The 22,090-nt window shown below is 48.1% G+C and carries 19 protein-coding genes and 1 tRNA gene; 9 read left to right on the forward strand and 11 right to left on the reverse strand.

Annotation, left to right across the window (positions count from 1 at the left end; translation table 11 throughout):
* Positions 1–187: 187 nt before the first annotated feature.
* The 4 genes from NK638_RS02275 to dinB all read right to left on the reverse strand — a co-directional run bounded on the left by NK638_RS02275 (position 188) and on the right by dinB (position 6,402).
* Positions 188–1,849, reverse strand: a complete 1,662-nt coding sequence (locus tag NK638_RS02275; RefSeq protein ID WP_274631774.1) for a FimV/HubP family polar landmark protein — start codon at positions 1,847–1,849, stop codon at positions 188–190.
* Positions 1,850–1,900: 51 nt separating this feature from the next.
* Positions 1,901–3,757, reverse strand: a complete 1,857-nt coding sequence (locus tag NK638_RS02280; protein WP_274631775.1) for a type IV pilus assembly protein FimV — start codon at positions 3,755–3,757, stop codon at positions 1,901–1,903.
* A gap of 123 nt (positions 3,758–3,880) precedes the next feature.
* Positions 3,881–5,056: a tRNA preQ1(34) S-adenosylmethionine ribosyltransferase-isomerase QueA gene (gene queA / locus NK638_RS02285; protein WP_446739798.1), complete on the reverse strand. Its 1,176-nt coding sequence runs from the start codon at positions 5,054–5,056 to the stop codon at positions 3,881–3,883.
* A gap of 260 nt (positions 5,057–5,316) precedes the next feature.
* Positions 5,317–6,402, reverse strand: coding sequence for a DNA polymerase IV (dinB, locus tag NK638_RS02290; protein WP_274631777.1), 1,086 nt, complete (start codon positions 6,400–6,402; stop codon positions 5,317–5,319).
* 401 nt (positions 6,403–6,803) lie between these two features.
* On the opposite strand from dinB, the gene NK638_RS02295 reads away from it, so the two are divergent.
* Positions 6,804–7,070 carry a hypothetical protein gene (locus tag NK638_RS02295; protein ID WP_274631778.1) on the forward strand — a complete coding sequence of 89 codons (267 nt, stop codon included), beginning with the start codon at positions 6,804–6,806 and terminating at the stop codon, positions 7,068–7,070.
* A gap of 51 nt (positions 7,071–7,121) precedes the next feature.
* On the opposite strand, the gene NK638_RS02300 is transcribed toward NK638_RS02295, so the two are convergent.
* Together NK638_RS02300 and NK638_RS02305 are read right to left on the reverse strand one after the other, a co-directional pair.
* Positions 7,122–7,208: transfer RNA gene (locus NK638_RS02300), tRNA-Leu, on the reverse strand.
* A 153-nt stretch (positions 7,209–7,361) separates the two neighbouring features.
* On the reverse strand, positions 7,362–8,135 hold the full coding sequence (locus tag NK638_RS02305; protein WP_274631779.1) for a ferredoxin--NADP reductase: 774 nt from the start codon (positions 8,133–8,135) through the stop codon (positions 7,362–7,364).
* A gap of 531 nt (positions 8,136–8,666) precedes the next feature.
* Here NK638_RS02305 and NK638_RS02310 point away from each other — a divergent pair.
* Both NK638_RS02310 and NK638_RS02315 read left to right on the forward strand, forming a co-directional pair.
* Positions 8,667–9,542, forward strand: coding sequence for an SAM-dependent methyltransferase (locus tag NK638_RS02310; RefSeq protein WP_274631780.1), 876 nt, complete (start codon positions 8,667–8,669; stop codon positions 9,540–9,542).
* Between the two features lie 117 nt (positions 9,543–9,659).
* Entirely contained in the window at positions 9,660–11,447 is a 1,788-nt protein-coding gene (locus NK638_RS02315) for a GspE/PulE family protein (protein ID WP_274631781.1), read from the forward strand.
* 46 nt (positions 11,448–11,493) lie between these two features.
* On the opposite strand, the gene NK638_RS02320 is transcribed toward NK638_RS02315, so the two are convergent.
* Entirely contained in the window at positions 11,494–12,159 is a 666-nt protein-coding gene (locus NK638_RS02320) for an acyltransferase (RefSeq protein ID WP_274631782.1), read from the reverse strand.
* Between the two features lie 225 nt (positions 12,160–12,384).
* Here NK638_RS02320 and NK638_RS02325 point away from each other — a divergent pair, with 225 nt between their 5' ends.
* The 6 genes from NK638_RS02325 (at position 12,385) to gspK (ending at position 17,473) form a co-directional block, all read left to right on the forward strand.
* On the forward strand, positions 12,385–13,173 hold the full coding sequence (locus tag NK638_RS02325) for a TatD family hydrolase (protein WP_274631783.1): 789 nt from the start codon (positions 12,385–12,387) through the stop codon (positions 13,171–13,173).
* A gap of 233 nt (positions 13,174–13,406) precedes the next feature.
* Positions 13,407–14,090, forward strand: coding sequence for a TetR/AcrR family transcriptional regulator (locus NK638_RS02330; protein WP_075101590.1), 684 nt, complete (start codon positions 13,407–13,409; stop codon positions 14,088–14,090).
* Between the two features lie 361 nt (positions 14,091–14,451).
* Positions 14,452–15,111, forward strand: a complete 660-nt coding sequence (locus tag NK638_RS02335; RefSeq protein WP_274631784.1) for a prepilin-type N-terminal cleavage/methylation domain-containing protein — start codon at positions 14,452–14,454, stop codon at positions 15,109–15,111.
* A 3-nt stretch (positions 15,112–15,114) separates the two neighbouring features.
* Positions 15,115–15,588 carry a type II secretion system minor pseudopilin GspI gene (gspI, locus tag NK638_RS02340; protein WP_274631785.1) on the forward strand — a complete coding sequence of 158 codons (474 nt, stop codon included), beginning with the start codon at positions 15,115–15,117 and terminating at the stop codon, positions 15,586–15,588.
* Complete coding sequence (gene gspJ / locus NK638_RS02345; protein WP_274631786.1) at positions 15,585–16,406, forward strand: type II secretion system minor pseudopilin GspJ; 822 nt, start codon at positions 15,585–15,587, stop codon at positions 16,404–16,406. Before gspI ends, gspJ begins: the two co-directional genes overlap by 4 nt.
* 38 nt (positions 16,407–16,444) lie before the next feature.
* Positions 16,445–17,473 carry a type II secretion system minor pseudopilin GspK gene (gene gspK, locus NK638_RS02350; protein WP_274631787.1) on the forward strand — a complete coding sequence of 343 codons (1,029 nt, stop codon included), beginning with the start codon at positions 16,445–16,447 and terminating at the stop codon, positions 17,471–17,473.
* Between the two features lie 12 nt (positions 17,474–17,485).
* On the opposite strand, the gene NK638_RS02355 is transcribed toward gspK, so the two are convergent.
* The 4 genes from NK638_RS02355 to ychF form a co-directional block, all read right to left on the reverse strand.
* Entirely contained in the window at positions 17,486–18,166 is a 681-nt protein-coding gene (locus NK638_RS02355) for a TetR family transcriptional regulator (protein ID WP_198336324.1), read from the reverse strand.
* Positions 18,167–18,311: 145 nt separating this feature from the next.
* Entirely contained in the window at positions 18,312–19,760 is a 1,449-nt protein-coding gene (locus tag NK638_RS02360) for a deoxyguanosinetriphosphate triphosphohydrolase (protein ID WP_274631788.1), read from the reverse strand.
* A 120-nt stretch (positions 19,761–19,880) separates the two neighbouring features.
* Positions 19,881–20,432 (reverse strand): hypothetical protein, encoded by a 552-nt coding sequence (locus NK638_RS02365; protein ID WP_274631789.1) that lies wholly within the window; start codon positions 20,430–20,432, stop codon positions 19,881–19,883.
* A gap of 314 nt (positions 20,433–20,746) precedes the next feature.
* Entirely contained in the window at positions 20,747–21,838 is a 1,092-nt protein-coding gene (gene ychF / locus NK638_RS02370) for a redox-regulated ATPase YchF (RefSeq protein ID WP_105246264.1), read from the reverse strand.
* Positions 21,839–22,090 lie beyond the last annotated feature (252 nt).

The following is a 22,090-nucleotide window of genomic DNA, read 5'->3' on the forward strand; positions in this document are numbered from 1 at the left end:
CATAAAAAGTAAATAAAAATAAGAACTAGGGAGCCCCAGCTCAATCGCTCAAATGAACTGCTCAATGAGTTGCGCAACTGCATCAATAGTCAGCTAAATCAGACCCTACTATAAAGGCTCAATGCAAAAAAAAGCAAGTATTCTCAAGGCACAAGAATACTTGCTGATAAAAAAGCCTGCTTTTTAATTACGCTGTGCGCTCGAGTAGCGACTGCGCTTGCTGCTGCTGTGCACTAGTGCCTTGAGAAATGACTTCATTGAGCAAGCGTTTGGCACTATCGTACTCGCCTAGCTGCAGGTACTGACCTGCCAAGTCTAGTGCTACCTGATTGCTGTCTAATGATTGGACAAAGTCAAAATCCGCGGCAAACCGTGCTGAGAAGTCCTCAGCGTTATCTTTTTCAATACTCTCGGCAGGTTGAGCTGCTACTGGGGCAACTGGGCTCGCTGCCGTATGCGACTCATCTGATAATGTATCAAGATCAAAGTCATCATCGATCAATGTATTATCATCAAACGATGTGGGACTACTCGAAGTCAGCTCAGAGGCTGCTGTCAAAGTAGGGGTAGCGTCATCACTGCTGTCTGCAAAGTCACTGTCTAATGTTAAGTCATCAATATCGATACTGTCATCACTTAATTCGCCACTTACCTCATCGCTTAGATCAAGCACAGGCTCATCAGTGTTTGGTTCAACATCTAAGTCAGCTAAGTCAGACTCTGTCTCAATTGCGAGTGCCGTCTCTGATGCAGCGTTTAAGTCATTGCCTAGGTCGCTGTTTAGGTCACTGTTTAGGTCACTGTCTAAGTCATCTGCGTCATCCAAATCGTCTAAGGACAAGGCAAAGTCGTCGTCGCGGCTTTGGGCGGTCGCATCAGTCATATGGTCAGTCGTGCTTGTTTTATCAGCAGCATCTTCTGAATCCATATCTGTCACTAAATCATCAAAATCTAAGACGAAATCCTCTTCATCTAGCGTTAGCGCTTCAGTGGTATCCGCTTCGACACTGTCCGCTTGGGTTGAGACATCAGATGACTCTGGCTGCGCTGTTTCAATGTCCTCAAGACCAAAGTCGAATTCGCTAAAATCTGTCTCTTCAGCCACTTCTGTGGCCGCAGTGCTCTCGTCAGCTGCCGTGGTAGGCTCTGCTGCCGGTGCCGGCTCATCTAAATCCGCTTCCAAATCACTGAGCGTCAAAGCAAAATCTGTGTCGGTATTATCATCTGCCAGCACTTGCTCTGATAGGGCTGGGGTCTCGACAGAAGAAGCTAAGGAAGCATCGCTCTCGCTGATATCATCAGTTGCCACATCATGGTTGGGACTGGCATGTGTCGTTGGCAGATCAAAATCTATACTTTCAAAGTCGGCAGCTTGCTCAACGGGCGCGGTTTGCGCGGCGACTTGATTTTGCTCTTCAAAAAACAGCGTCTTTAGCTCATCTGCTAAGGCAAGGCTTTTTGGGTCATTTTGCGCGCTGATGGTGTCATAGACTTTGTTGAAATTCTCTGATTGATTGATCGTCGCATAGATGCTTAGCAGCTTTAAAGAAAGCTGACTGTCATTAGGCTTTTCGCGCAAGCCGCGATTGAGTGTTTCAATCGCTTTGTCATAACGCTGCTGATCTATAAAGCGCTGGGCAATGGTGATGGGGTCAAACTTGTTTTCGCTGCTGACGTCAGTTTGTACGGGCGCACTTGCTTTTGGCGCTGGTGTCTGTGCCGCGGCATCTCTATCTGACTTGACATAAGGCTGCGCCGAAGGTTTTTGCGCTTTGTTTTTACGTATCACTAAAACCGCTATTAATACAATCAGTACCAAGCCGGCGATGATGTATAGCATATTGTCCATTGTTACTCCCACGCCTATGATCACAGCATAATACGCTGCTATATCAGGCAATTATTGGTTGCGTAGTTTTTTGAGACGAGCTTGCAGCTCTGCCAATTTTTGATTCTGTAATTGAATTTTTCGCGTATAACTGTCAAGTGCGCTACTGGTCTTGGATAAGCTTTGGGCCTGAGAGGCAGCCGCTTGCCGTGATGCTTTTAAAGTAGCTAGTATGTCTGTGCTAATTCCATTGCCTGTGGCCGCCGCTGATTTGGTTTGGGTGCCGTCGGCATTGCCATCATGTCCTGGAGCCAATACAGAAAACTGCGCTCTTGGCAGGGTCTTGGTAATGGTTGGTTTTTTTTGTGGCTTGGCTGCAGGCGCTGAGTTGTTTTGCGCTTTAGCTGTATGGGGCTTTGCTTTAGGCGCTGGCTGTGCGACAGGGGTATTTATCCGCCGACGATATTTTTGTTTTTGGGCGCTGATAGCGGCCTCTAGCGCTTGCTGTGATGGCAATACATCATAATTCGGCAGATTTAGCTTGGCGTCGGCTTTGAGCTGGTCTGCGTCTTTATTGATAAAAGCATTGGGGTTTTGTGATTGAATCTGTTTCATCACGGTCTGAATATCGACATTGTTTTCTTGGGCAATCTGCTGAGCAATGATCCATAAGCTGTCATTGCGCTGTACTTGATATTGAAAGTTTGCCGTGCTTTGCGTTTTGGCGTCTGCTATAGAGTCTGCTGCCACGTGGTTTGTAGGTGCAGTCTGATTGTTGGTGCTTGGCTGAGAGGGCGCGGCAGTATCAGCCGGTATGTTGCTACCGACTACCGTTGCCGCTGCCGTATGCGCTGTGCTCAAAGCCGCTTGCTCGGCGGTTTGGTTGTCTTGAGCTGCGTCGTTTTTTGGGGCGGCAGCTACGATACTGGCACTCACACCCGTGGTTTTTTGCTGACTCGGCTGTATCTGACGCGTGACTTGAATATTTAGCGTATCTAATGCGTTGTCTGCTTGCGCTGTGCCGAGCGTGTTTTGCGTAGCAGGTGATGCTTCGCTCGCGGTGCTAACACTTGAGGCCGTTTGCTCTTGAGCCAAACGGCCATTGTCCAAGCGGCTGGCAGGGTTAGGTCGGCTAGCATTGCTCTTCGCTGGACTGGCGGCCGTGAGCTCAAAGTCATTTGCCAAACGCCCATTGTCTAAACGGCTAGGCGTATAGACTAGGTGGTCAGTTGCTGATACAGATGTCTTGGCAGGCATTCCAGCTGAGGTAACTTGCGTTTGAATACTTGCACTTTGTGTATTGGCCCCTTGCGTATTCGGTAGTTGCACGTTGGGCGCGGACCGTTTGACGGCCGTAGGAGCGCTTGTCGATGAGCTTGCAGCTGATGCCGATATCAGTGGTGGCGGAGCACCTTTTCTAAGGGTCAAAGGTTTGGCATTATTGGCGGATACGGCAGGTAGATTGGGCTTTTTTGCGCCTGTTACGATGTTTTTGGTGGTATCGATGGGTAAACTGGCATCGAGCGGCATCAATAATGTTTTGGGCACGACATTACGCTGACCCTGATCATTGATAGTCAACACAATATCGGCAAAGGGTTTAGAAACAGGTTTTGATGTACTGATATAGACTTGGCCGCTGGTTTCTGAGGTCGGCTGAAAGCGTACCCTCATTGAGTCAGTTGGCGTCAACCCCATTTGCTGATAGATAGCAGGGTTGGCCAAGCTGGCTGAAAAATCAGCCGCCCGAATGTCCGAGACACTGATGCTGGCTCTTAGAGGCTCATGCTGTGCTGAGGTCACAACGGTCTTGCCAATCGTGGCCGCTTGGGCATTAGAGACAAAGGCGGCACAGCTTACCGAACACAGTAATGCCATCGATACCGCACGGTGTACGCGAGTCAAACGATGAGATAAACGACAAGACATATGCAGCCCTTAGAATATAGGTTATCTGTGCTTTTATAACAAAATCTGGTTTAGTTTACCAGTTTATTTCACAACTGTTGTGCCCAATGTATCAAATGTTAATTTACTGTATAAAACACCCGTTTATTCAGTCGTCATCTTCTTCTCAAGTAGCATGGCATCTCCATAACTAAAGAAGCGGTATTGCTGCTCGACGGCATGTTTGTACGCTTGTTCAATTGCTTGTTTGCCCGAAAACGCCGATACCAGCATCAATAGGGTGGACTTGGGCAAATGAAAGTTAGTCAGTAGCTTATCGATGACGGCGAATTTAAAGCCTGGATAAATAAAAATATCTGTGTCGCCTGACCAGCCAGCAAGTGGCTTGCCCGTGCTCGCAGTCTTTTGGTAGGCAGTTTCGAGCACGCGCGTGACCGTCGTGCCAATCGCGATCACTTGCTTGCCGTTTGCATGGGTTTGATTGATCAGATCCGCGGTTGCCTGCGGTAGATGCGCATATTCACTGTGCATGGTGTGATTGAGCAAGTTGTCGGTTTTGACAGGGGCAAAGGTGCCTGCACCCACGTGCAACGTCACAAAGGCGGTATGAATCCCTTTGGCCGCCAGTTTATCCAAAACCATTTCATCGAAATGTAAGCTGGCAGTCGGTGCCGCCACGCTAGCGAGTTTGGCTGGATCATGAAAAACAGTTTGATAGCGGGTATTGTCCGTGTCGTCTGCATGACGCTCAAAATATGGCGGGATAGGTAGCTCGCCGTATTGCTCTAGCTGCGGCAAGATAGGAGCATCAAAGGCTAGGATAAATAAATTATCCTGACGGCCAATCATAACCGCATGTATATGACCATCCGCGAGCTGCAAGCGCTGTCCAAGCTTGGGCGCTTTGCTGGCTTTTATGTGACCAAGTGCGATATGGTCAGTGCAGACCGTTTGATCATCCGCGGTCGTCAAATGCAGGGCGGCGGGCGCCAAGTCGGCAATATCGACCAAACGCTCGATCAGCACCTCGATCTTACCACCCGTGTCTTTTTGTCCAAACAGGCGCGCTTTCATCACCTTGGTGTCGTTAAACACGATCAGATCACCAGTATTTAGTAAATCTGGCAACTCAGAAAACATGCGGTCTTCGGCACGGCTATCTGCCACAATGGCAGGATTGCTGGCGGGTAAATACAATAATCTTGAGGCCGAGCGCTGCGCTAGCGGGTAGCGGGCGATTAAGTCATCTGGCAGCTCATAGTCATAATCATTAACACTCAGATAGTCTAAGTCATTATTGTTTTTATGGGTGTCAGTCATGGTATGGCGATCTAAATCTACAGCGTGGGAGTGGGTCATAATGGGTCTTTCAATGAAGAGTGGTGAAGGATGATATGAGCGTAATTGTAGCAGAAATGACAGGATAAACGCATGTCTCATTGAGTGACTCACAGGCATAATGTGTCATAACGACCACGTTATTACGGCCATGTCGTCATGACCGCGAGTGCTGCCACAAAAACCTGACAGCCATACTGGTGGCTTGAGGTAACTATCAATCAGACATCAATCAGGCTCATCTATTCAAATAGTTTTAATTGAGGCAAGAGCAGGGCGGCGGGCATCAATGAAGAGAAGGTCACACCGACCAGACGTATGGGCAGATGACGCGGGATGTCCAAAAACAGCTTGTCTAGCCAATAATAGGCGGATTCGGCGCTATCAAAGGCCGTCGATAACGTGTGTGAGCGCGTGACTTGAGTAAAATCCGCGTATTTAACTTTTAAAGTAATGGTATGCGCGACCAGTTGTTTTTTTTGCATTTGATCAAACGCGTCTTCATTTTGTGCATAAATTTGTACTTTTAGCTCAGCATCGTCGTCAAGATTGTCCCGAAAGGTGGTCTCAGAGCCTACGGATTTGTGCGTGCGCTGCGACTTGACCGTACGCTCATCGCGGCCATGAGCGATATCATGATAGAACTGACCACGTTTTCCAAACTCCTGTACCAATGCCGCCGCTGGCAAGCGCCGCAAATCAGCACCCGTGCGCACGCCCATGGCGTGAAGGCGCTTGGCAGTGGCTTTGCCAATACCATGAAAGCGCTCGATGGGAAGGGTGCTAATAAACGCATCGGCATCGGCTGGTGGGATAACTGCGATACCATTGGGTTTGTTGATATCAGAGGCAATCTTGGCCAGCATCTTATTAAATGAGACGCCAGCAGAAGCGGTCAGCCCTGTGTGCGCCAAAATCTGCGCTCGTAGCCAATTGGCCATCAACGTCGCTGAGCCCTTATGTATAGATAAGCCGGTGACATCCAGATAGGCTTCATCCAATGACAGCGGTTCGACATGAGGCGTCAATCGATGCATGAGTTGGCGTATATCACGACTGACCGCCCGATAAACCTCAAAGCGTGGCCGAACAAATATCGCCTCAGGACAGCGTTTACGCGCTTCATAGCATGACATCGCTGAGCGCACACCAAACTTGCGCACCTCATAACTGGCTGCTGCGACAACCCCGCGCCCGCTTGGGTCACCGCCGACTACCAAAGGCAAACCTCGTAACTCTGGGAAGTCACGTTGTTCGACACTGGCATAAAAAGCATCCATATCAATATGAATGATTTTGCGGGGTAAAAGAGGAGTAGAAGCAGTCATGGCCGCTATTTTACCCCAATTAGTAAAACTATTTTAGCGGCAACCATAAATATGGCTCGATTTTATATATAAATAGGCTATTAAAACAATTTAAAGGATATTAGTGGGTTAAACCCGCCAATATCCTTAAGCTCGTACCTTTTGTTTACCGTTTAACCTAAAGTATTTGCCGTCCATCATGATTAATGAATTTAGATGTTACGCTTTTGCTTCAGACGTTCTACACTAAAGTAAGTATCGAAGTAGACGATTGTTAAAAGAATAAACAACTTCTGTATACGCCCTAGTCTATAGCGAATAAAAAGGTTGTTTATGGCTCGCACCACACTCGCCTATAGAGTATTGGTAAACCCGCCGCCTAAAGGAACATACTTAGGGGTGCATGAGGGACTAAGGAGCTGATGATGAATAAACTAACAGGGAGCGAATTGACACGCGCAATGCTAGCACGAGGAGATAAGGATATCTGGTGTGCAGTTTGTGATGAGAGTGATGAGCGGGCGATGATGGATCTGTATGGTAATGACTTCACCGTCTATATTGTTGCTTATCGTGATGGATATTTTTACTGCCGTAGCGGCACATCTTGGGCCTGTGCAGTGCCTATAAAGATAGCAGCCATCACGCAAGAAGACCAAGAATACATTGATAGCCCAATGATACAATAAATCTTATAAACACAAAAAAACCTCCCATATAGGAGGCTTTTTTGTTAAATATGGTACCAGTGGTCGGACTCGAACCGACACGCTTTTAAAGGCAACGGATTTTGAATCCGTCATGTCTACCAATTCCATCACACTGGCATGTAAGTAGATAACGTTTATAAAAATAACAGTTATCGAATTGGGCTACGGTGTTCGCCGTATAGGCTGCGTATTATAGCAGCCTATTTTTTGTCGTCAAGAATTATTTTAAATAATTTGCAGTTATTTGACGATATAGCAAAAAATGCAGACCTAACCGACAAAGGCTCGTTCAACGGCATAGTCGGCTTGTACGCCCATACGTGGGGAGACAGTGAGGCCAAAGCCGTCTAGTATCTCTGATACTTCCGCGTTAAATGGCATGCTACCGCATAGCATGACACGATCATCGTCTTTGTTCATCGGTGGCAAGCCGATATCGTCAAACAGCTTACCTGATCTCATCAAATCGGTGACTCGGCCTTGGTTTTTAAATTCTTCACGGGTCACGGTGGGGTAGTAAATGAACTTCTCACGGTACCATTCGCCAAAGATTTCATCGTTAGGCAACTGGTTTTCAAACATATCGCGATAGGCCAAGTCTTCGACATGACGCACGCCATGTACCAAAATGATTTTGTCAAAACGCTCATAAACCTCAGGGTCACGTGACAATGCCAAGAAGGGCGCAAGTCCAGTACCAGTCGATAGCATGTAAAGGTGCTTACCTGGTAACAGGTCATCCAACACTAACGTGCCTGTGGGTTTTTTACTGACCAATAACTCATCGCCAACTTTGATGTGTTGCAAGCGTGAAGTCAGTGGGCCGTCTTGTACTTTGATCGAAAAGAACTCTAAATGCTCTTCGTAGTTGGGACTGGCAATAGAGTAAGCGCGCAGCAGCGGTCTGCCATCGACCACGATTCCAATCATCGCAAACTCGCCATTACGGAAGCGTAAGCCATCGTCACGAGTGGTTTTGATGCTAAATAGAGAGTCATTCCAATGATGAACCTCTGTAACCGTTTCGGTGCGAAGTTTTGACATAAAGTCCTCGTTAATAAGTGATTATCGGTATCGTATGGGTTAAATAGGTATAAGATAAAATTTTTCAATGACCGTTTTGGCGCTAACAAGGTACTGGTTTTTATAGACGATATGAAGCGCTATCTTAGCCTTTTATATACTTTAACTTATATATTTTATCATTTTATATAATGTTGTAAATGACAGCGAATGTCTGTGGCGTCAAGCCGTGAAAATCAGTTCGTTCAGCCAAATCTGTCCGCTAAGATAAGGCAAAACACGACAAGGTATCATTATTTTCATCAAAAGCGGTTTCGTCAGCGCGCCTAGCCTATCAAGTCGCCTCTATTGATCTGCCTGTATCAAATTGCTTTTATCAAACTGTTTCTATAAAACTGTTTTTATAAAAATAGGGGCAGTCATCAAATTCTCGCTCATAATACCAAACTTTAAAATAAAAATCCGTCTGGCAGCGACTATGTGGCATGATAAAATAGAATATCGTTAGTAAATAATTTTGTATCATGCAATAAGCGTGTTTTTGGAGAATTTATGCCTGTATCAGGTGACGATGTGCTCGCCGATTGTCATCGGGCGCCTATTATTGGCTATCATCGGGCGCCGCTCTCGCAAAAGTTTGGGGCGCCAAGGCAACCAAACTTGGTGGCGCTGATGAGTGTAGTTGAGATGGTTGCGCCTTATGATACGCCCGCCGCTTTTGTTGGTTTAGAGGCGTTTAGTCATATCTGGCTGAGCTGGCAGTTTCATCATAATGATACGGCCAAAGCTGGCAGAGTGAGTGTAGCCGCACCTGCCGGCGAAGAGGATGCGACAGCGGCGCGCACGACAGCAAAAGGGCATTTTCGTCCGCAAGTGCGGCCACCAAGATTGGGCGGCAATCAAAAAATAGGCGTGTTTGCCAGTCGTAGTATGTATCGCCCATCAGCGCTGGGGCTGTCTGTGGTCAAGCTTGAGCGCGTCGAGGTAGTACAAGGTCGCGCGTTTCTTATCATCAGTGGCGCTGATATGATAGATGGTACGCCCATCATCGATATCAAGCCCTATGTGGCGTATAGCGATGCGCTGATCGATGCTCGTAGTGGCTTTGCTCCTACGGCACCTGAGCTGCTAGAGGTCACAGTCACTGACGCCGCTTATCAGCAGTTTTTGCAGCTAATGTCTGATGTGCTTACTAGAGAAACTGCGCAAGGTGCTGGCAGGCAAGTGTTAATTGATCAGGCGCGCTGGCAACTTGTCGATACGGATATGGCCATCATTCAAGCACTCATCGCTCAAGATCCGCGACCTGCCTATCGCCGCAAGGAAGTGCACAAAACCTTTACGATGCGCTACAAGTCTGTCGATGTAGCGTTTTGGCGGCTTGCATCAGGGGCGCTACAGATCACAGCGATTACCAGCATAGCATAATGTTGTATAGTATAACGCTAACATAGTATCACGCTAAAGACCTTATATAATGCTGCAGCTGAGCTTGGCCAATCTAGACGATGGCCTCACATGTACTGACCAAAAAAGAAGAAAAATATGTCTGAGCAGAAGTATTCGATAGTCATAGATTTACGGTGGTGCCTAGATGGGTTACTGGCGGATAGAGTCATTGATCAACGCAGCTATAATTTGGTCATCACCAGCCGCCGAGCCAAGGAGCAGCACCCACTACTGACCATTAGCGAGTTTGGTTTGCCCAATGCTCATGCGCTAGACAGCACCTCTGAAGCCAAACTAACGCTGTCATGGCTCAACCAATGGCTGGCAGCCAAAGCGGGTATGGCGATGGTGCGTATTGATCCGCTAAAGGTTGATGTGCCAGCAGTCACGCAGCTGATGTCTTTTGAATATGCTCGCTCGCAGCATATTTTGCCGATTGAGGCCACATTAGATGAGGTCGTCATTGGTACAGACCAGCCGTTTTTTACCGATTGGCACGCCAATATCGAAAAGCTGATCAAATCCAAAACCTATCGCACCGTCTATATCAGTCCCGATCAGCTCAAGCGTTATCGTCAAGAGTTTTATCAAGTGACACAAGCGATTGCGGGTGCCAACTCTTTACATAAGCGTGCTGCCGCTGATGTGACCAATGTTGAGGCGTTATTGCAGCTTGGGGACAACACCAACCCCGATGCCAATGATCAACATATTGTCAAAGTTGTCGACTGGCTGCTGCAGTATGCCTTTGAGCAGCGTGCCAGCGATATTCATTTAGAGCCGCGGCGTGAGATGGGAAGGGTGCGCTTTCGTATCGATGGGGTGCTGCACACAGTATATGAGATGCCGCTGGCCATCATCGTTGCAGTGACTGCGCGTATCAAAATCTTGGGGCGGCTAAATGTCGCCGAAAAGCGCAAGCCGCAAGATGGCCGTCTAAAGACTCGTACGCCAAAGGGGCTAGAAACCGAGCTGCGACTCTCTACCATGCCGACCGCCTTTGGCGAAAAGCTGGTGATGCGCGTCTTTGATCCTGAAGTGCTGGTACGCTCGTTTGCTCAGCTTGGTTTGTCGGGTAAGCAGCTCGAGACATGGCATGAGCTGACCGCCCATCCAAACGGTATTATTTTGGTCACCGGCCCGACAGGATCTGGTAAGACCACCACCCTATATAGCACGCTCAAACAGTTGGCGACCGAGCAGGTCAACGTGTGTACCATCGAAGACCCTATCGAGATGATTGAGCCGAGCTTTAATCAGATGCAGGTCAATGCGGGAGTGGATTTGCATTTCGCTGATGGTATCCGCTCATTGATGCGTCAGGATCCAGATATCATCATGGTTGGGGAGATTCGCGATACTGAGACGGCCAATATGGCGGTACAAGCGTCGCTGACTGGTCACTTGGTACTCTCAACACTGCATACCAATGATGCACCAAGCTCACTGACACGTCTGCATGATTTGGGGGTGCAGCCGTTTTTGACCTCAGCGACCATACTCGGAGTCATGGCACAGCGTTTATTGCGTACCTTATGTCCACACTGCAAGCAAGCGTTAGAGGTGCGCCCCGAGAGTGAGGTTGCCATTCAATGGCAGGAGTTGGTGCAGCCTTGGCGCGCGCCCTTGCCTGCGCAAATCTACCGCGCAACAGGCTGTGAGCATTGCCGCCAAACGGGTTATCAAGGCCGTGTGGGCCTGTATGAAATCATGCCGCTATCCAATGAGTTAAAAAAGTTGGTCGCAACCGATGCCAATGTAGAGGCACTAAAAAAACAAGCCTACCGCGAAGGGGTGCAGCCGCTGCGATTATCGGGTGCCAAGCGTATCAGTGAAGGGGTGACGACCATAGAAGAGGTGATGCGCGTGGTACCGCTGCATTAAGCGTATGCGGCAAATAGACCGCTGTCCTTCATGTTTGCATACCGTCTTAGCGCTCCCAGCGTACGTTTTGGCGCATGATTTTCGCGGGCGTGCCTGCGACCATGCAGTTTGGGGTGGTAATGGGTTTGTTGACAAAAGACCCTGCGGCAATGATACAGCCGCTAGCGATGGTGACATTTTTGGAGATAGTGACGTTGGCTGCGATCCAGATATGATCTTCCAATACCACATCAGCGCGGGCCTGGTTTAGGCGCTCGTTGGACTCGGTATCGTAGACTTTGTGGACATCGGTTGCACGGATTTCTATCCCGCGCGATATCATGCATGCTTTGCCGATGCGCACGCTTTTGTCACGTGCCAACACATAGCAGTCAATCGCTGTGGTCCGATCGCCGATATCAATGTGCAAATGATCGCCCACAATCAGCAGATGGCCTGAAAATTTGACGTGCTTACCGATGGTAATATGATTATGACTGCCATTGATATCGATATTGAGCTTGTTAAACTTCCCGTGCTTGCCGATACTGATTTGATTGTCATGACCTTTACGTATGGTAATGGCTGAGCCGCCGATGATACGCGCATCATGGGCGATATCGATATGATTGTCCTGTCCGTTATCTGTCAATAAAAACCGCTGTCTGTAGAGTTGTTTGGGTAGCAGCGTTTTGAGGATAGGGGGCAGGGTCACTGTCTTTTTTGGCGTCATAATAGCAGGGCTTATGTGGATGAATGTTAGGCGTGATAGGCCGCTGGTCGCAGCGCGCTATGGGTCTTTATGGATTATGCCTTGAAAACAGTGCAAGTCAGAGCAATAAATAGCACAAAGACGAGGCATTTTATACTGTTAAGGTCATTTTTTAACTGTCATTTCTCAAGTGTCATGTCTTATTTTAAAATTTACCACTTATGTATTTAATTAACGAGAGTGTTTATGTTTACTGATACGCATTGCCATCTAAACCGCCTGGATTTAACCAAATATGATGGTCAACTGTCCGGCGCAATTGACGCGATGAAAGCGGCCAATGTCACGCGCGCGATGGCGATTATGTGTGATTTTGCTGAATATGATGACATCGCTCATATTGTCAGCACTCATAGCGATGAGGTGTTAGCGCTGGGCATGAGTGTCGGCATTCATCCTTGTGAAGATATCACAGTGCTGCAATCCGCGACAACCGATCGGCTGATACAAACCGCTGATGCTGAGCATGTCTGGGCCATCGGGGAGACGGGACTGGATTACTACTGGTCAACAGAAAATAAAAAAGAGCAGCAAGCCAGTCTTGCTCGTCATATCTATGCCAGCCAGCAGCTCAAAAAACCTTTGGTGGTGCACATGCGCGATGCCAAAGAAGATACCCTTGATATCCTAAAAGCAGAAGGCGCCGAGCATGGCATCATTCATTGTTTTACTGAAGATTGGGAGACGGCCAAACGAGCGCTGGATCTAGGGCTTTATATTTCGTTTTCAGGCATCGTCAGTTTTAAGAGCGCACAGATGATTCAAGATGCGGCGCGCAAGATGCCCAAAGATAGAATTCTCATCGAAACCGACAGTCCTTATCTGGCTCCTGTCCCCAAGCGCGGCAAACCCAATGAGCCTGCCTATGTGCCGTATGTCGCCCGTTATCTGGCTCAGATGTATGAGTGTGACAGTGAGGAGGTTGGAGCGCTGACAGCAAAAAACTTTGAAAATTTGCTGGCACAGTACTGCTAAAATGGTTATGCTATGACCACTCAGTCATTTATCGGGTAATGTGAGGGTTTTGTCTCTTTTGTATTTCCAATATCGAGCGTAATCAGGCAGTTATCCATGACTATTTAGCAAACACGAGCATATTCCCTTTGGCAGTTGTCGAGCAGTCTTCATATAGTTGCATCCGCTTGTTGCCGATACATCCGTATAAACGATGGTTATATGCTTAATCTTGTCAAGTTTTAGGAGAGATTATGAGTCGTCAGCATCAGTTCAAAGCACGAGAAGAGAATATCTTAGCGATGGCAGAGCAACTGTTACTTGAGTCCGGCGATGGTGATATCACTTTGGACAGTTTGGCAGATCAGCTGGATTTGGCCAAAGGCACGTTATATAAGCATTTCTCCAGTAAAGATGAGCTGTATCTGCGTATTATTATTCGTTATGAAGAGCAGTTGTTTGAGATCAACCGTATTGATGACTGCCCATCAGCGGGGGTGGCTCGTATGATTTTGCAGCAACTGTTTAATCCCCAAAAAGCCATGTTGCTCAACCAGATAGAAGAGCGTCTGGCGGCCTCGGTGACAGGTCTTAACCGCTTGTTTGGCGAGCTGTACGACATTCGCCGTCAGCGTATGAAGCGTTTGATCGACATCATTAGCGCGTATCTAAAAGACGAGCACAGTAGTTTGAGCACTCGTGACTATTTGTCATCGATTTGGGCGATGGGTCAAGGCGGGGCGGGGTTATTAAACTCAAGTTTTTATCAGCGTTATTTGGGTCGCCGCGACACCTTGCGTTATGCTTTTGTGCAGCAAATGCTGGAGTTGCCAAGTCACTACCCAGCTGCTGACGACGACGTGATGGATGAGGATATGCAAGAGTTGGTAGAGCAAATCGATACAGAATCAGAAGAACACCGTAACACCAATTATTAGCGCGTTTCTCGTGTTAAAAATGATGACTTACATGAGTTAAGAGCACATATTCCAACAGATAAAAACAGTGCCCAATGTAGGCAGTCACATTGCTCTGTGCTGTGGCCTTTTGGCAGGCAGCACAGCAATTTTTGTACTTACCTTAATACAATCATGAGCTTATAGGTGCAATATGCCGGTCACTGTCAAGACTCAGACTCGCTCAGCGACCAGCTCTCTAAGGTTGATTCAATCAGAATTTAGTCAGTATAGGCTGTATGATAAGACGCTTATGCCTGATGCTGATGCCCATACACTTTCTTTCATAAAAAACACCCGTACTTCTGGTGTTCATATTGCTGCTTTGACACACTCGCACTTCATGTCTTCTAAATCTCAAACAGGCTTTACATTGGTCGAAATCGTGGTAGTGGTGGTCATCTTGTCAATATTCGCTGGTATGATGAGCCTATCTGTGGGCAGTAGTGAAGCGCGTAAAAACCGCGCGTTTTATGAGCATTTGACCGACTCACTCAGCTATGTACGGTTATTGTCCGCTGAGCGTATGCAGCCGATGGGTCTTAGTCTGCAGGCCGATAAGCGTGGTCAGGTGACGCCTGTGATCGTGACCTTGTCCAATCCCTATGCCGCGTATCAGGCAGCGAGCGTCTCAGCAGATAGCAATGATAGCATGCCCAAAAATGCCATGGAGCTGTCAGCAGAGTTGTCTACCATGAGCGGTGGTTCTGATGAAGCCTTGCCAACGCCAAGCTGGGAGACTGAGACAGAGGTGACGCTGCCTGAGCTGCCATCTGGTGTTCATATCAGGGTGCAGAGCTTGGCGGCTGTAGAGGTGTCAAGCGCTCAGCAAGCTCAGACATTGCAGCCTTGGTTTGTCGGTCAGATGGTGCCGCAGGTGGTTTGGTTTGGTACAGGGCAGGCCACACCGGTGACCATCGAGGTGCTGCATGAGGCGCGGCTGGTAGGTGATGTGATCACGATTATGCCCGACGGTAGTATGATGATTGGACAAGGACAGTAAGTGATGAGCCAACACACCAACGCTTATGATAAAGCTGCCTCATCACATTTAGAGCAGAGCCAGCGCGGCTTTACGTTGATAGAGGTGATGGTGGCGCTAGCAATTTTGGCCGTGGTTGCTGTTGCAGCCAGCCGCGCCAGTAGTGCTTATTTAAGCTCAGTCGACATACTGCGTACCCGTACACTGGCGCATTTTGTGGCACAAAACGCGGCGGCGGATTTATGTATTCAAGAGACGTGGCTGACGGCCAATCGCACCCAAACGATCAATGCCCAAGGTCGAGATTGGCAGGTGGTAATGACGGTCAATGAGGCCATTACGCCTGCGCTAAAAGAAGTAAATATCTCAGTTGCGCCGATAGTAGATGGCCAAGCACGTACGGCTGTGACCGATATCAGTGTGATGCTAAGCAATAGTGAGCAAGACATTGGCAGCCTAGATTTAGCAGGTTTGGCCGCATCTGGCGGTGCGCCATGAGGCAGCAGCGGGGCTTTACTTTACTAGAGCTACTGCTAGCAATGGCGATATTTGCCATGCTCGCAGTCGCAGGGTGGCAAGTGTTTGACAGTGTCAGCAAGTCGCGTGAGCGCGCCCAGCGTCATGCAGATGATTTGGCAGTATTACAATACGCGTATTTGCAGTTGCAACAAGATATGGGGCAAGTCATTGCTTATCAGGCCAATGAAGCGTCAACGACTGACGACTTAACCAATAACAGCAGCACAGATCCGCAAGCAACACTTCCGCCGCCTCAGCCGTTTATGAGCTTGGATGGCGAGTCTGTCAGTTTTGTACGATTTGCCGATCCTGATCCACGCTATCAGAGCAGCGCTAGTGTGCAGCGAATCGCCTATGTGTTTGCTAACGATCAGCTAATTCGCCGTCAATATCATAGTATCCATAGTATGAATGGCGAGAGTACAAGCTTAGATAGTGTGCTATTAAAAGGCGTGAGTGCAGGACGCTGGCAGGCATTAATGCCAGAGCCAAGCGATCAGTTCCCTAATACAGAGGGTGGGCGCTTGGGCACATCGGCAAATCAAACGAGCCGCGTAGCCAATACAGCCAATACTCAGGCCAAAATCACTCTTTTGCCAAAAGGTGTGGCGGTGAGCTTTACTTATCAAGACATGCCAATCACGTGGCAATGGGCGCTCGCTCCTAAGTCGCTAGCTGTTGATAGCTTTAAAACAGCAAATACAGTTAATGATGGTAACAGCAATAACAACAGCAACAACAGTAACAATGATGATAATGGCGGTGCCCAAAACGATGACGCAGGGGGCGGTGTCTAAATGCATCCTTTATTCGATACTAGAGGGCAGTTATGTCGATGACAGCGAACTCACAGCGCGGGGTTGCCTTATTGACGATATTGCTACTGGTGGTTAGCATCACTGTCGTGGCAGGTGCCATGCTGGCCAGTCAAAAGATTGCCATTAGACGCAGTGGGTTATTGTTTGAGCAAAACCAGCTTTTACAAGACATCCATGCGGGTCAACAGCTGGCCGTGACGCTGATTCGCGCTGATAATACGCTAAATGAGACGGATAGTGAGCAAGATATTTGGGCGCAGCCGATCCCGCCGTATAACTTGGATGGGCACAGTATTAGCATCGAGGTGCGTGATGAAGCCAGTCGATTTAATATCAATAACTTATATCATGACGGCGCAGTGGATGGTACCGCATTGGCAGTATTTCAGAGGTTGCTGGTACAGTTAAATTTGGCACCAGAGATTGCTATAGCTGTGCTTGACTACCAAGATAGTGACAGCACGGTTTATCAAGATGGCGGTGATGAAGGTGTGGTCTATGAACAGCAATCGAGGGGCGCGGCCAGCACACTGCCCAATCAGCCATTTGTCAGTGTGGAGCAGCTACAAGATATCGAAAAGGTCAGTGCTGAGGATTTAGCAGCACTACGTCCTTATATCACTGCAGTGCCTTATTATTTGCCTATCAATATCAATACTGCCAGTCCAGTTTTGCTCGCTGCCCTGACAGAGACGGCTGATCGTCAGCAGATGCAGGCGCTGGTCGATATGCGCGGCCAGCAAGCATTAGCGGCGATTGATGCGCTGTGGCAACTACCAGCGCTTGCTACGGTGAGCGCTGACGAGCGCCAAGCGTTGACTCCGCTGCTTGCTACTGAAAGCCAAGCATTTGTGGCGCTGATCACGGCCGCTGATACTGGTGCCGCAAAACAACGCTTTGCCACCATACTGATCAGCAAAACGCCTGCCAATGCCGCAAACAGTAGCGGCGGCAACAACGAGAGCGTTGCGAGTGATACCGATAAAATCGCTAAGCATATTCAGGTGGTGGCACAGCGCTTGTGGGCCTTCAGACCCAGCTTTTAAGCTGTAGAGCCGCTAATCTTTTAAACGAGTCTCTTCGCTTGATTTCCAGTTGTACGCACCATAAAACAGCATCTGTGCTTGCCGAGTACAGTTATGTAGCATCAGTTGTTTGTTTTTTTCGACTTCGTTTAGATCGATCTCGTCATCATGATCTTCGGTGTAAGTCAGCTCCAACCAATCGATGATCCAAGAAAAAAACATATTGATGCCAGCTTCAGCCAGTAGCCGTCGATCATAAGCATTGATGTGAGTAAAGGCTGGCTGCAACGCTAAGTCATCGGCTAAGTTTTGCGTGTGGTTTTTGACCAGATCACTGATGGCTTTGCGCACCGCATCAGAGCCGCCATAGCGCTCACTGACCAAAAACTGCCAATAGTACGGCTGATCGCTGACCATATACAAAAACAGCTGGATACTTTTGGCGATTTGCCGATCAAAACTGCGCTTACGGCCAATCTGCAGGCTATCACTCAGTATAGCGAGTGTACTGCCTAGCTCCTCAATCACTAAGGCTCGACCAAGCGATTCCATATCGTCAAAATGCCGATAAAATGCCGTCGGCACCACGCCCACCTCGCGGGTGACCTGCCGAAGGCTAATAGAGCTAAAGGCTTGCCCAGTCATACATAAATCGAGCACCGCATTAAAAAAAGCGTGCCGAGTTTGAAGTTTTTTTTGTTCGCGACTACTCATAGTATTTCAAAAGTTATCCAATAAAGGGTTATCATACGCATTTTAGCGCACAAATACGACCAAAATACGCAACGACTGTTAACTCAATAGTCGCCATATCGCACCCACTCATTTTGTTTATCGCGGTTTTTCAAATGGACGCGTCTTATACCACCGTCCCCCAATGCCCCTGCAACTCTTGCGCCAGTCGATAGGCTTCATGATCATTCATACCCGTAATAAAATCTAGAATGCTTAAAATATTATGATAGACATTGTCTGATAACGTACGGCGCTGCTCATCTAAGTGCGGCTGTAGCAGCTTTAGCAAACGCTCCTGCTCAAAAGACATAGGCTGCGCGGCGCTTATGATCGTACTCCCCGTCCACGCCAGCGGCATAAAGGCATCTAAAAGACGATGCAGGCATTGATTGGCCATCAGCTCCATACGTACTTTACTTGGATGGTTAAATATCTGCTCACGCGCCAGCTGTTTGGCTTGATGGATGCCGTTTTGTACGCTGGTATCACAGTGGGCAAACAGGCTACCGCTAAGGGTTCCGGCCAGTAACGCGTCATCATTGGCAATAAAAGCATCCGTCACAGTATTGACCAAACGCATCATCGCCCGCGCGCGCAGTGATGCCAGACTTTGCCTGACAGACATATGAGCAGGTAACTCGATGGTACAAGGTCGCTCACCGATCAGCTCATAAAAGATCACCGCCACATCTTGATAGGTCAGCATATTTAGATTGATGCCGTCTTCTAAATCAATCAATGCGTAACAAATATCATCCGCCGCCTCTAATAGATACGCCAGTGGATGACGGGCAAAACCGTCATGCTGCTTGGAGCGCGGCAGGTTTAAACACGATGCTAAGGTTTCTAGCTGCGCCGCTTCACTATAAAAGCAGCCAAATTTTTGTACTTTTTTGGCTTGTGATGGACAGGCTTGTAAGGTGGCAGCAGGGCGCTGCGGATAGGTAAGTTGCGAGCTGTCATTGCTGTGGGTGGCCAGCCAAGGATATTTCATAAAAGCGCCCAAGGTTGCGCAAGTCAAACGCATGCCGCCTTTATCAGGATGATGCTCATTACGTGCGAGCAAACGAAACCCTTGCGCGTTACCTTCGTAGGCCAATAAATCCAACTGCTCAGAGGAGGATAAATGCTGCAAAACCGCCTGCCGCTCAGGATGGGCAAACCAGTCGCGAATGGCGTACTCACCTGCGTGCCCAAATGGCGGGTTGCCGATATCGTGGGCCAAACATGCCGCTTGCACGATGACGCCGACATCAGCAGGCGAGACCCCAGCGGGCAGACCGTGAGACAGCTTATCATGGAGCTTTTCTGCTGCCATCATACCCAAAGAGCGCCCGATACAAGAGACTTCAAGAGAGTGAGTCAGACGGGTATGAATACCCAGCTGATTGGTCAAGGGATGTACTTGAGTCTTTTGATTGAGCTGACGAAAAGAGTGCGAAAATACCAGCCTGTCATAGTCTTTATGAAACTGAGAGCGAGTGCTGGTATTGGCATTGTGTTTTTTATGAGCGCCGAGGCGCTGAGCGTTTAGAAGATGAGACCATTGGGTGGTGGCAGACGACAAAGACATAGAGGTGCCTAGCATATAAAAATATCCGAAACCAAGGGAGCCTCTAGCATAGCAAAATAGCATCCTTGGTACAGCTGCTACTTAGTACCGCTTTCGTACCACCGCTCAGCGTGATGATCATTAGGCTGTATGGCAGTTAAAAAGTATCTGCTCATCGCTGATGGCGACCTCATCATCTAAGGTTTTGCTCAGTAGTATCGCCTCATCATCACTGACTTGCCAGATGATGCCGTGGCGGTCATCAAGACCGATATCGCTCATATAGGTTTGTTGGTCATTGCTCTCAGCGCTGGCGGCCAAGTCGTATTCGATACCATCGATGAGTAAATGCGCTGTCTGCGGTGTACTGTCGCTATGATAAGAAACGCCAATAGTAGCAGTAGGCTCACAAGAGAAAGTAGTGCTGTTGCTGGTATGAGCTGCATGATCGTGACCTGCGTGCGCATGTTCCTCGTGACTATGACCTTCATGACTGTGATCTTCATGGTTATTAGGCCCTTCATGACCATGTTCCATATCACTATGCTCTTCGTAGCCGTGCTTTTCATGCTCTTTATTGTCATGAATTTCATGACCTTGTTCATGATCGGCGTGATTATCTACTGGTGCTTCTTTAGATACCGCTGTATCGGTATCGTTGTTTGGCTGACAGCCCAATAAAGAGCCTGCCATCACACTTCCTAATATAGTAATACCTGCAAGTCTAGAACAATAATTATTCACAGTATGAGGCCTCAAATAAGCGAAATAAAGATATGTTATAATATAACAATATAGCGATAAAATAAAGCCGATGATGGAGAATATCCAACATCGGCCAATTAATTTTAAACAAGCTATAGTCGATACACTTTAAAAATGTCATAGTGCTACTGGGATGAATTTTGCGCAGCCTCTGGGAACGCAGCACGCAAGTAAAATTTATACCAGTAGCGCGTTCAAGTCCATAACAGTTTTACATTCAGCTAACTATGTACTATTGAAAGTTACACGTTAAATCTAAAGTGCATCACATCGCCGTCTTGGACAATATAAGTCTTGCCTTCTAGGCGAGATTTACCAGCGGCTGCAGCGCCTTTTTCGCCGTTATACTCGATAAAGTCGTCATAAGCGATGACCTCAGCACGAATAAAGCCGCGCTCAAAATCGGTATGAATAACGCCAGCTGCTTGCGGTGCAGTAGCGCCGACAGCGACCGTCCATGCGCGCACTTCTTTGACCCCAGCAGTAAAGTAGGTCTGCATATCAAGTAAGTCGTAACCTGCACGAATCACTTGATCAAGACCGGCTTCTTCCATGCCCATGTCTTCTAAAAAGTCTTTTTTGTCGTCTTCGTCGAGCTGCGCGATTTCAGATTCGATTTGGTTGCACAAAGCGATAACGATAGAGTCTTCGCCTGTGGCATAGTTGCGCACCGCATCAAGATAAGGGTTGTTTTCAAAACCATCCTCGCTTACGTTGGCGATATACATGGTCGGTTTCAAAGTGATCAGACCATAGCTGCGGATCAGTTTTTGCTCATCTTTATCCAGACCTGCTGCGCGTGCTGCTTTGCCTTCAGCCAATAAAGGTTCGATTTTCTTAAACACCTCAAGCATGGCCTGCGCGTCTTTATCACCGCCTTTGGCTTTTTTGCTTTGGTTTTGAATAGCGCGCTCGACTGCTTCTAAGTCTGCGAGCGCCAGCTCTGTATTGATGGTTTCGATGTCATCAATAGGGCTGACGCGGCCGTCGACGTGGACGACGTTGTCATCGTCAAAACAGCGTACCACATGTGCAATCGCGTCGGTCTCACGGATATTGGCCAAAAACTGGTTGCCCATGCCTTCGCCTTTTGAGGCTCCTGCGACCAAACCTGCGATATCGACAAACTCCATGGTCGTGGGTAGCACGCGCTCAGGATTGACGATATCGGCCAGTTTTTTGAGACGAGGATCTGGCACAGGGACGATGCCAGTATTGGGGTCTTTGGTACAAAACGGAAAGTTTTCAGCCGCGATGCCCGCTTTGGTCAACGCATTAAATAAGGTGGATTTGCCCACGTTTGGTAGGCCGACGATGCCGCAATTAAAACCCATAATGCTCTCTCGATAGTATTATAAAATAAGGTCGGCCGATGCTCGATGAAAGCGCCAGCCAAAATTGGGCATATTGTAGCAAATTTTCCGAGGATAAGGGTGAGGTTGTTGCGGTGTATTTGGACTCAAATATCTGTCGCAAAACTGGTCTCAGTACTCACATCAAAATACACATATGACGATGGCCTCGTTATGGGCGCCCTTATGAGCTATCGCCACGTGTGATTTTCGCGTGGGTGCGCCGCAATATCA

Origin of the sequence: Psychrobacter sp. A3 (assembly GCF_028823565.1) — a bacterium.
GTDB lineage: Bacteria > Pseudomonadota > Gammaproteobacteria > Pseudomonadales > Moraxellaceae > Psychrobacter > Psychrobacter celer.

What these genes read in the sequence shown, in the direction of transcription:
- NK638_RS02275 (WP_274631774.1), bottom strand. Translation starts at nt 1,849, where the DNA reads ATGGACAATATGCTATACATCATCGCCGGCTTGGTACTGATTGTATTA.
- NK638_RS02280 (WP_274631775.1), bottom strand. Translation starts at nt 3,757, where the DNA reads ATGTCTTGTCGTTTATCTCATCGTTTGACTCGCGTACACCGTGCGGTA.
- queA (WP_446739798.1), bottom strand. Translation starts at nt 5,056, where the DNA reads ATGACTGACACCCATAAAAACAATAATGACTTAGACTATCTGAGTGTT.
- dinB (WP_274631777.1), bottom strand. Translation starts at nt 6,402, where the DNA reads ATGACTGCTTCTACTCCTCTTTTACCCCGCAAAATCATTCATATTGAT.
- NK638_RS02295 (WP_274631778.1), top strand. Translation starts at nt 6,804, where the DNA reads ATGATGAATAAACTAACAGGGAGCGAATTGACACGCGCAATGCTAGCA.
- NK638_RS02305 (WP_274631779.1), bottom strand. Translation starts at nt 8,135, where the DNA reads ATGTCAAAACTTCGCACCGAAACGGTTACAGAGGTTCATCATTGGAAT.
- NK638_RS02310 (WP_274631780.1), top strand. Translation starts at nt 8,667, where the DNA reads ATGCCTGTATCAGGTGACGATGTGCTCGCCGATTGTCATCGGGCGCCT.
- NK638_RS02315 (WP_274631781.1), top strand. Translation starts at nt 9,660, where the DNA reads ATGTCTGAGCAGAAGTATTCGATAGTCATAGATTTACGGTGGTGCCTA.
- NK638_RS02320 (WP_274631782.1), bottom strand. Translation starts at nt 12,159, where the DNA reads ATGACGCCAAAAAAGACAGTGACCCTGCCCCCTATCCTCAAAACGCTG.
- NK638_RS02325 (WP_274631783.1), top strand. Translation starts at nt 12,385, where the DNA reads ATGTTTACTGATACGCATTGCCATCTAAACCGCCTGGATTTAACCAAA.
- NK638_RS02330 (WP_075101590.1), top strand. Translation starts at nt 13,407, where the DNA reads ATGAGTCGTCAGCATCAGTTCAAAGCACGAGAAGAGAATATCTTAGCG.
- NK638_RS02335 (WP_274631784.1), top strand. Translation starts at nt 14,452, where the DNA reads ATGTCTTCTAAATCTCAAACAGGCTTTACATTGGTCGAAATCGTGGTA.
- gspI (WP_274631785.1), top strand. Translation starts at nt 15,115, where the DNA reads ATGAGCCAACACACCAACGCTTATGATAAAGCTGCCTCATCACATTTA.
- gspJ (WP_274631786.1), top strand. Translation starts at nt 15,585, where the DNA reads ATGAGGCAGCAGCGGGGCTTTACTTTACTAGAGCTACTGCTAGCAATG.
- gspK (WP_274631787.1), top strand. Translation starts at nt 16,445, where the DNA reads ATGACAGCGAACTCACAGCGCGGGGTTGCCTTATTGACGATATTGCTA.
- NK638_RS02355 (WP_198336324.1), bottom strand. Translation starts at nt 18,166, where the DNA reads ATGAGTAGTCGCGAACAAAAAAAACTTCAAACTCGGCACGCTTTTTTT.
- NK638_RS02360 (WP_274631788.1), bottom strand. Translation starts at nt 19,760, where the DNA reads ATGTCTTTGTCGTCTGCCACCACCCAATGGTCTCATCTTCTAAACGCT.
- NK638_RS02365 (WP_274631789.1), bottom strand. Translation starts at nt 20,432, where the DNA reads ATGGCAGGCTCTTTATTGGGCTGTCAGCCAAACAACGATACCGATACA.
- ychF (WP_105246264.1), bottom strand. Translation starts at nt 21,838, where the DNA reads ATGGGTTTTAATTGCGGCATCGTCGGCCTACCAAACGTGGGCAAATCC.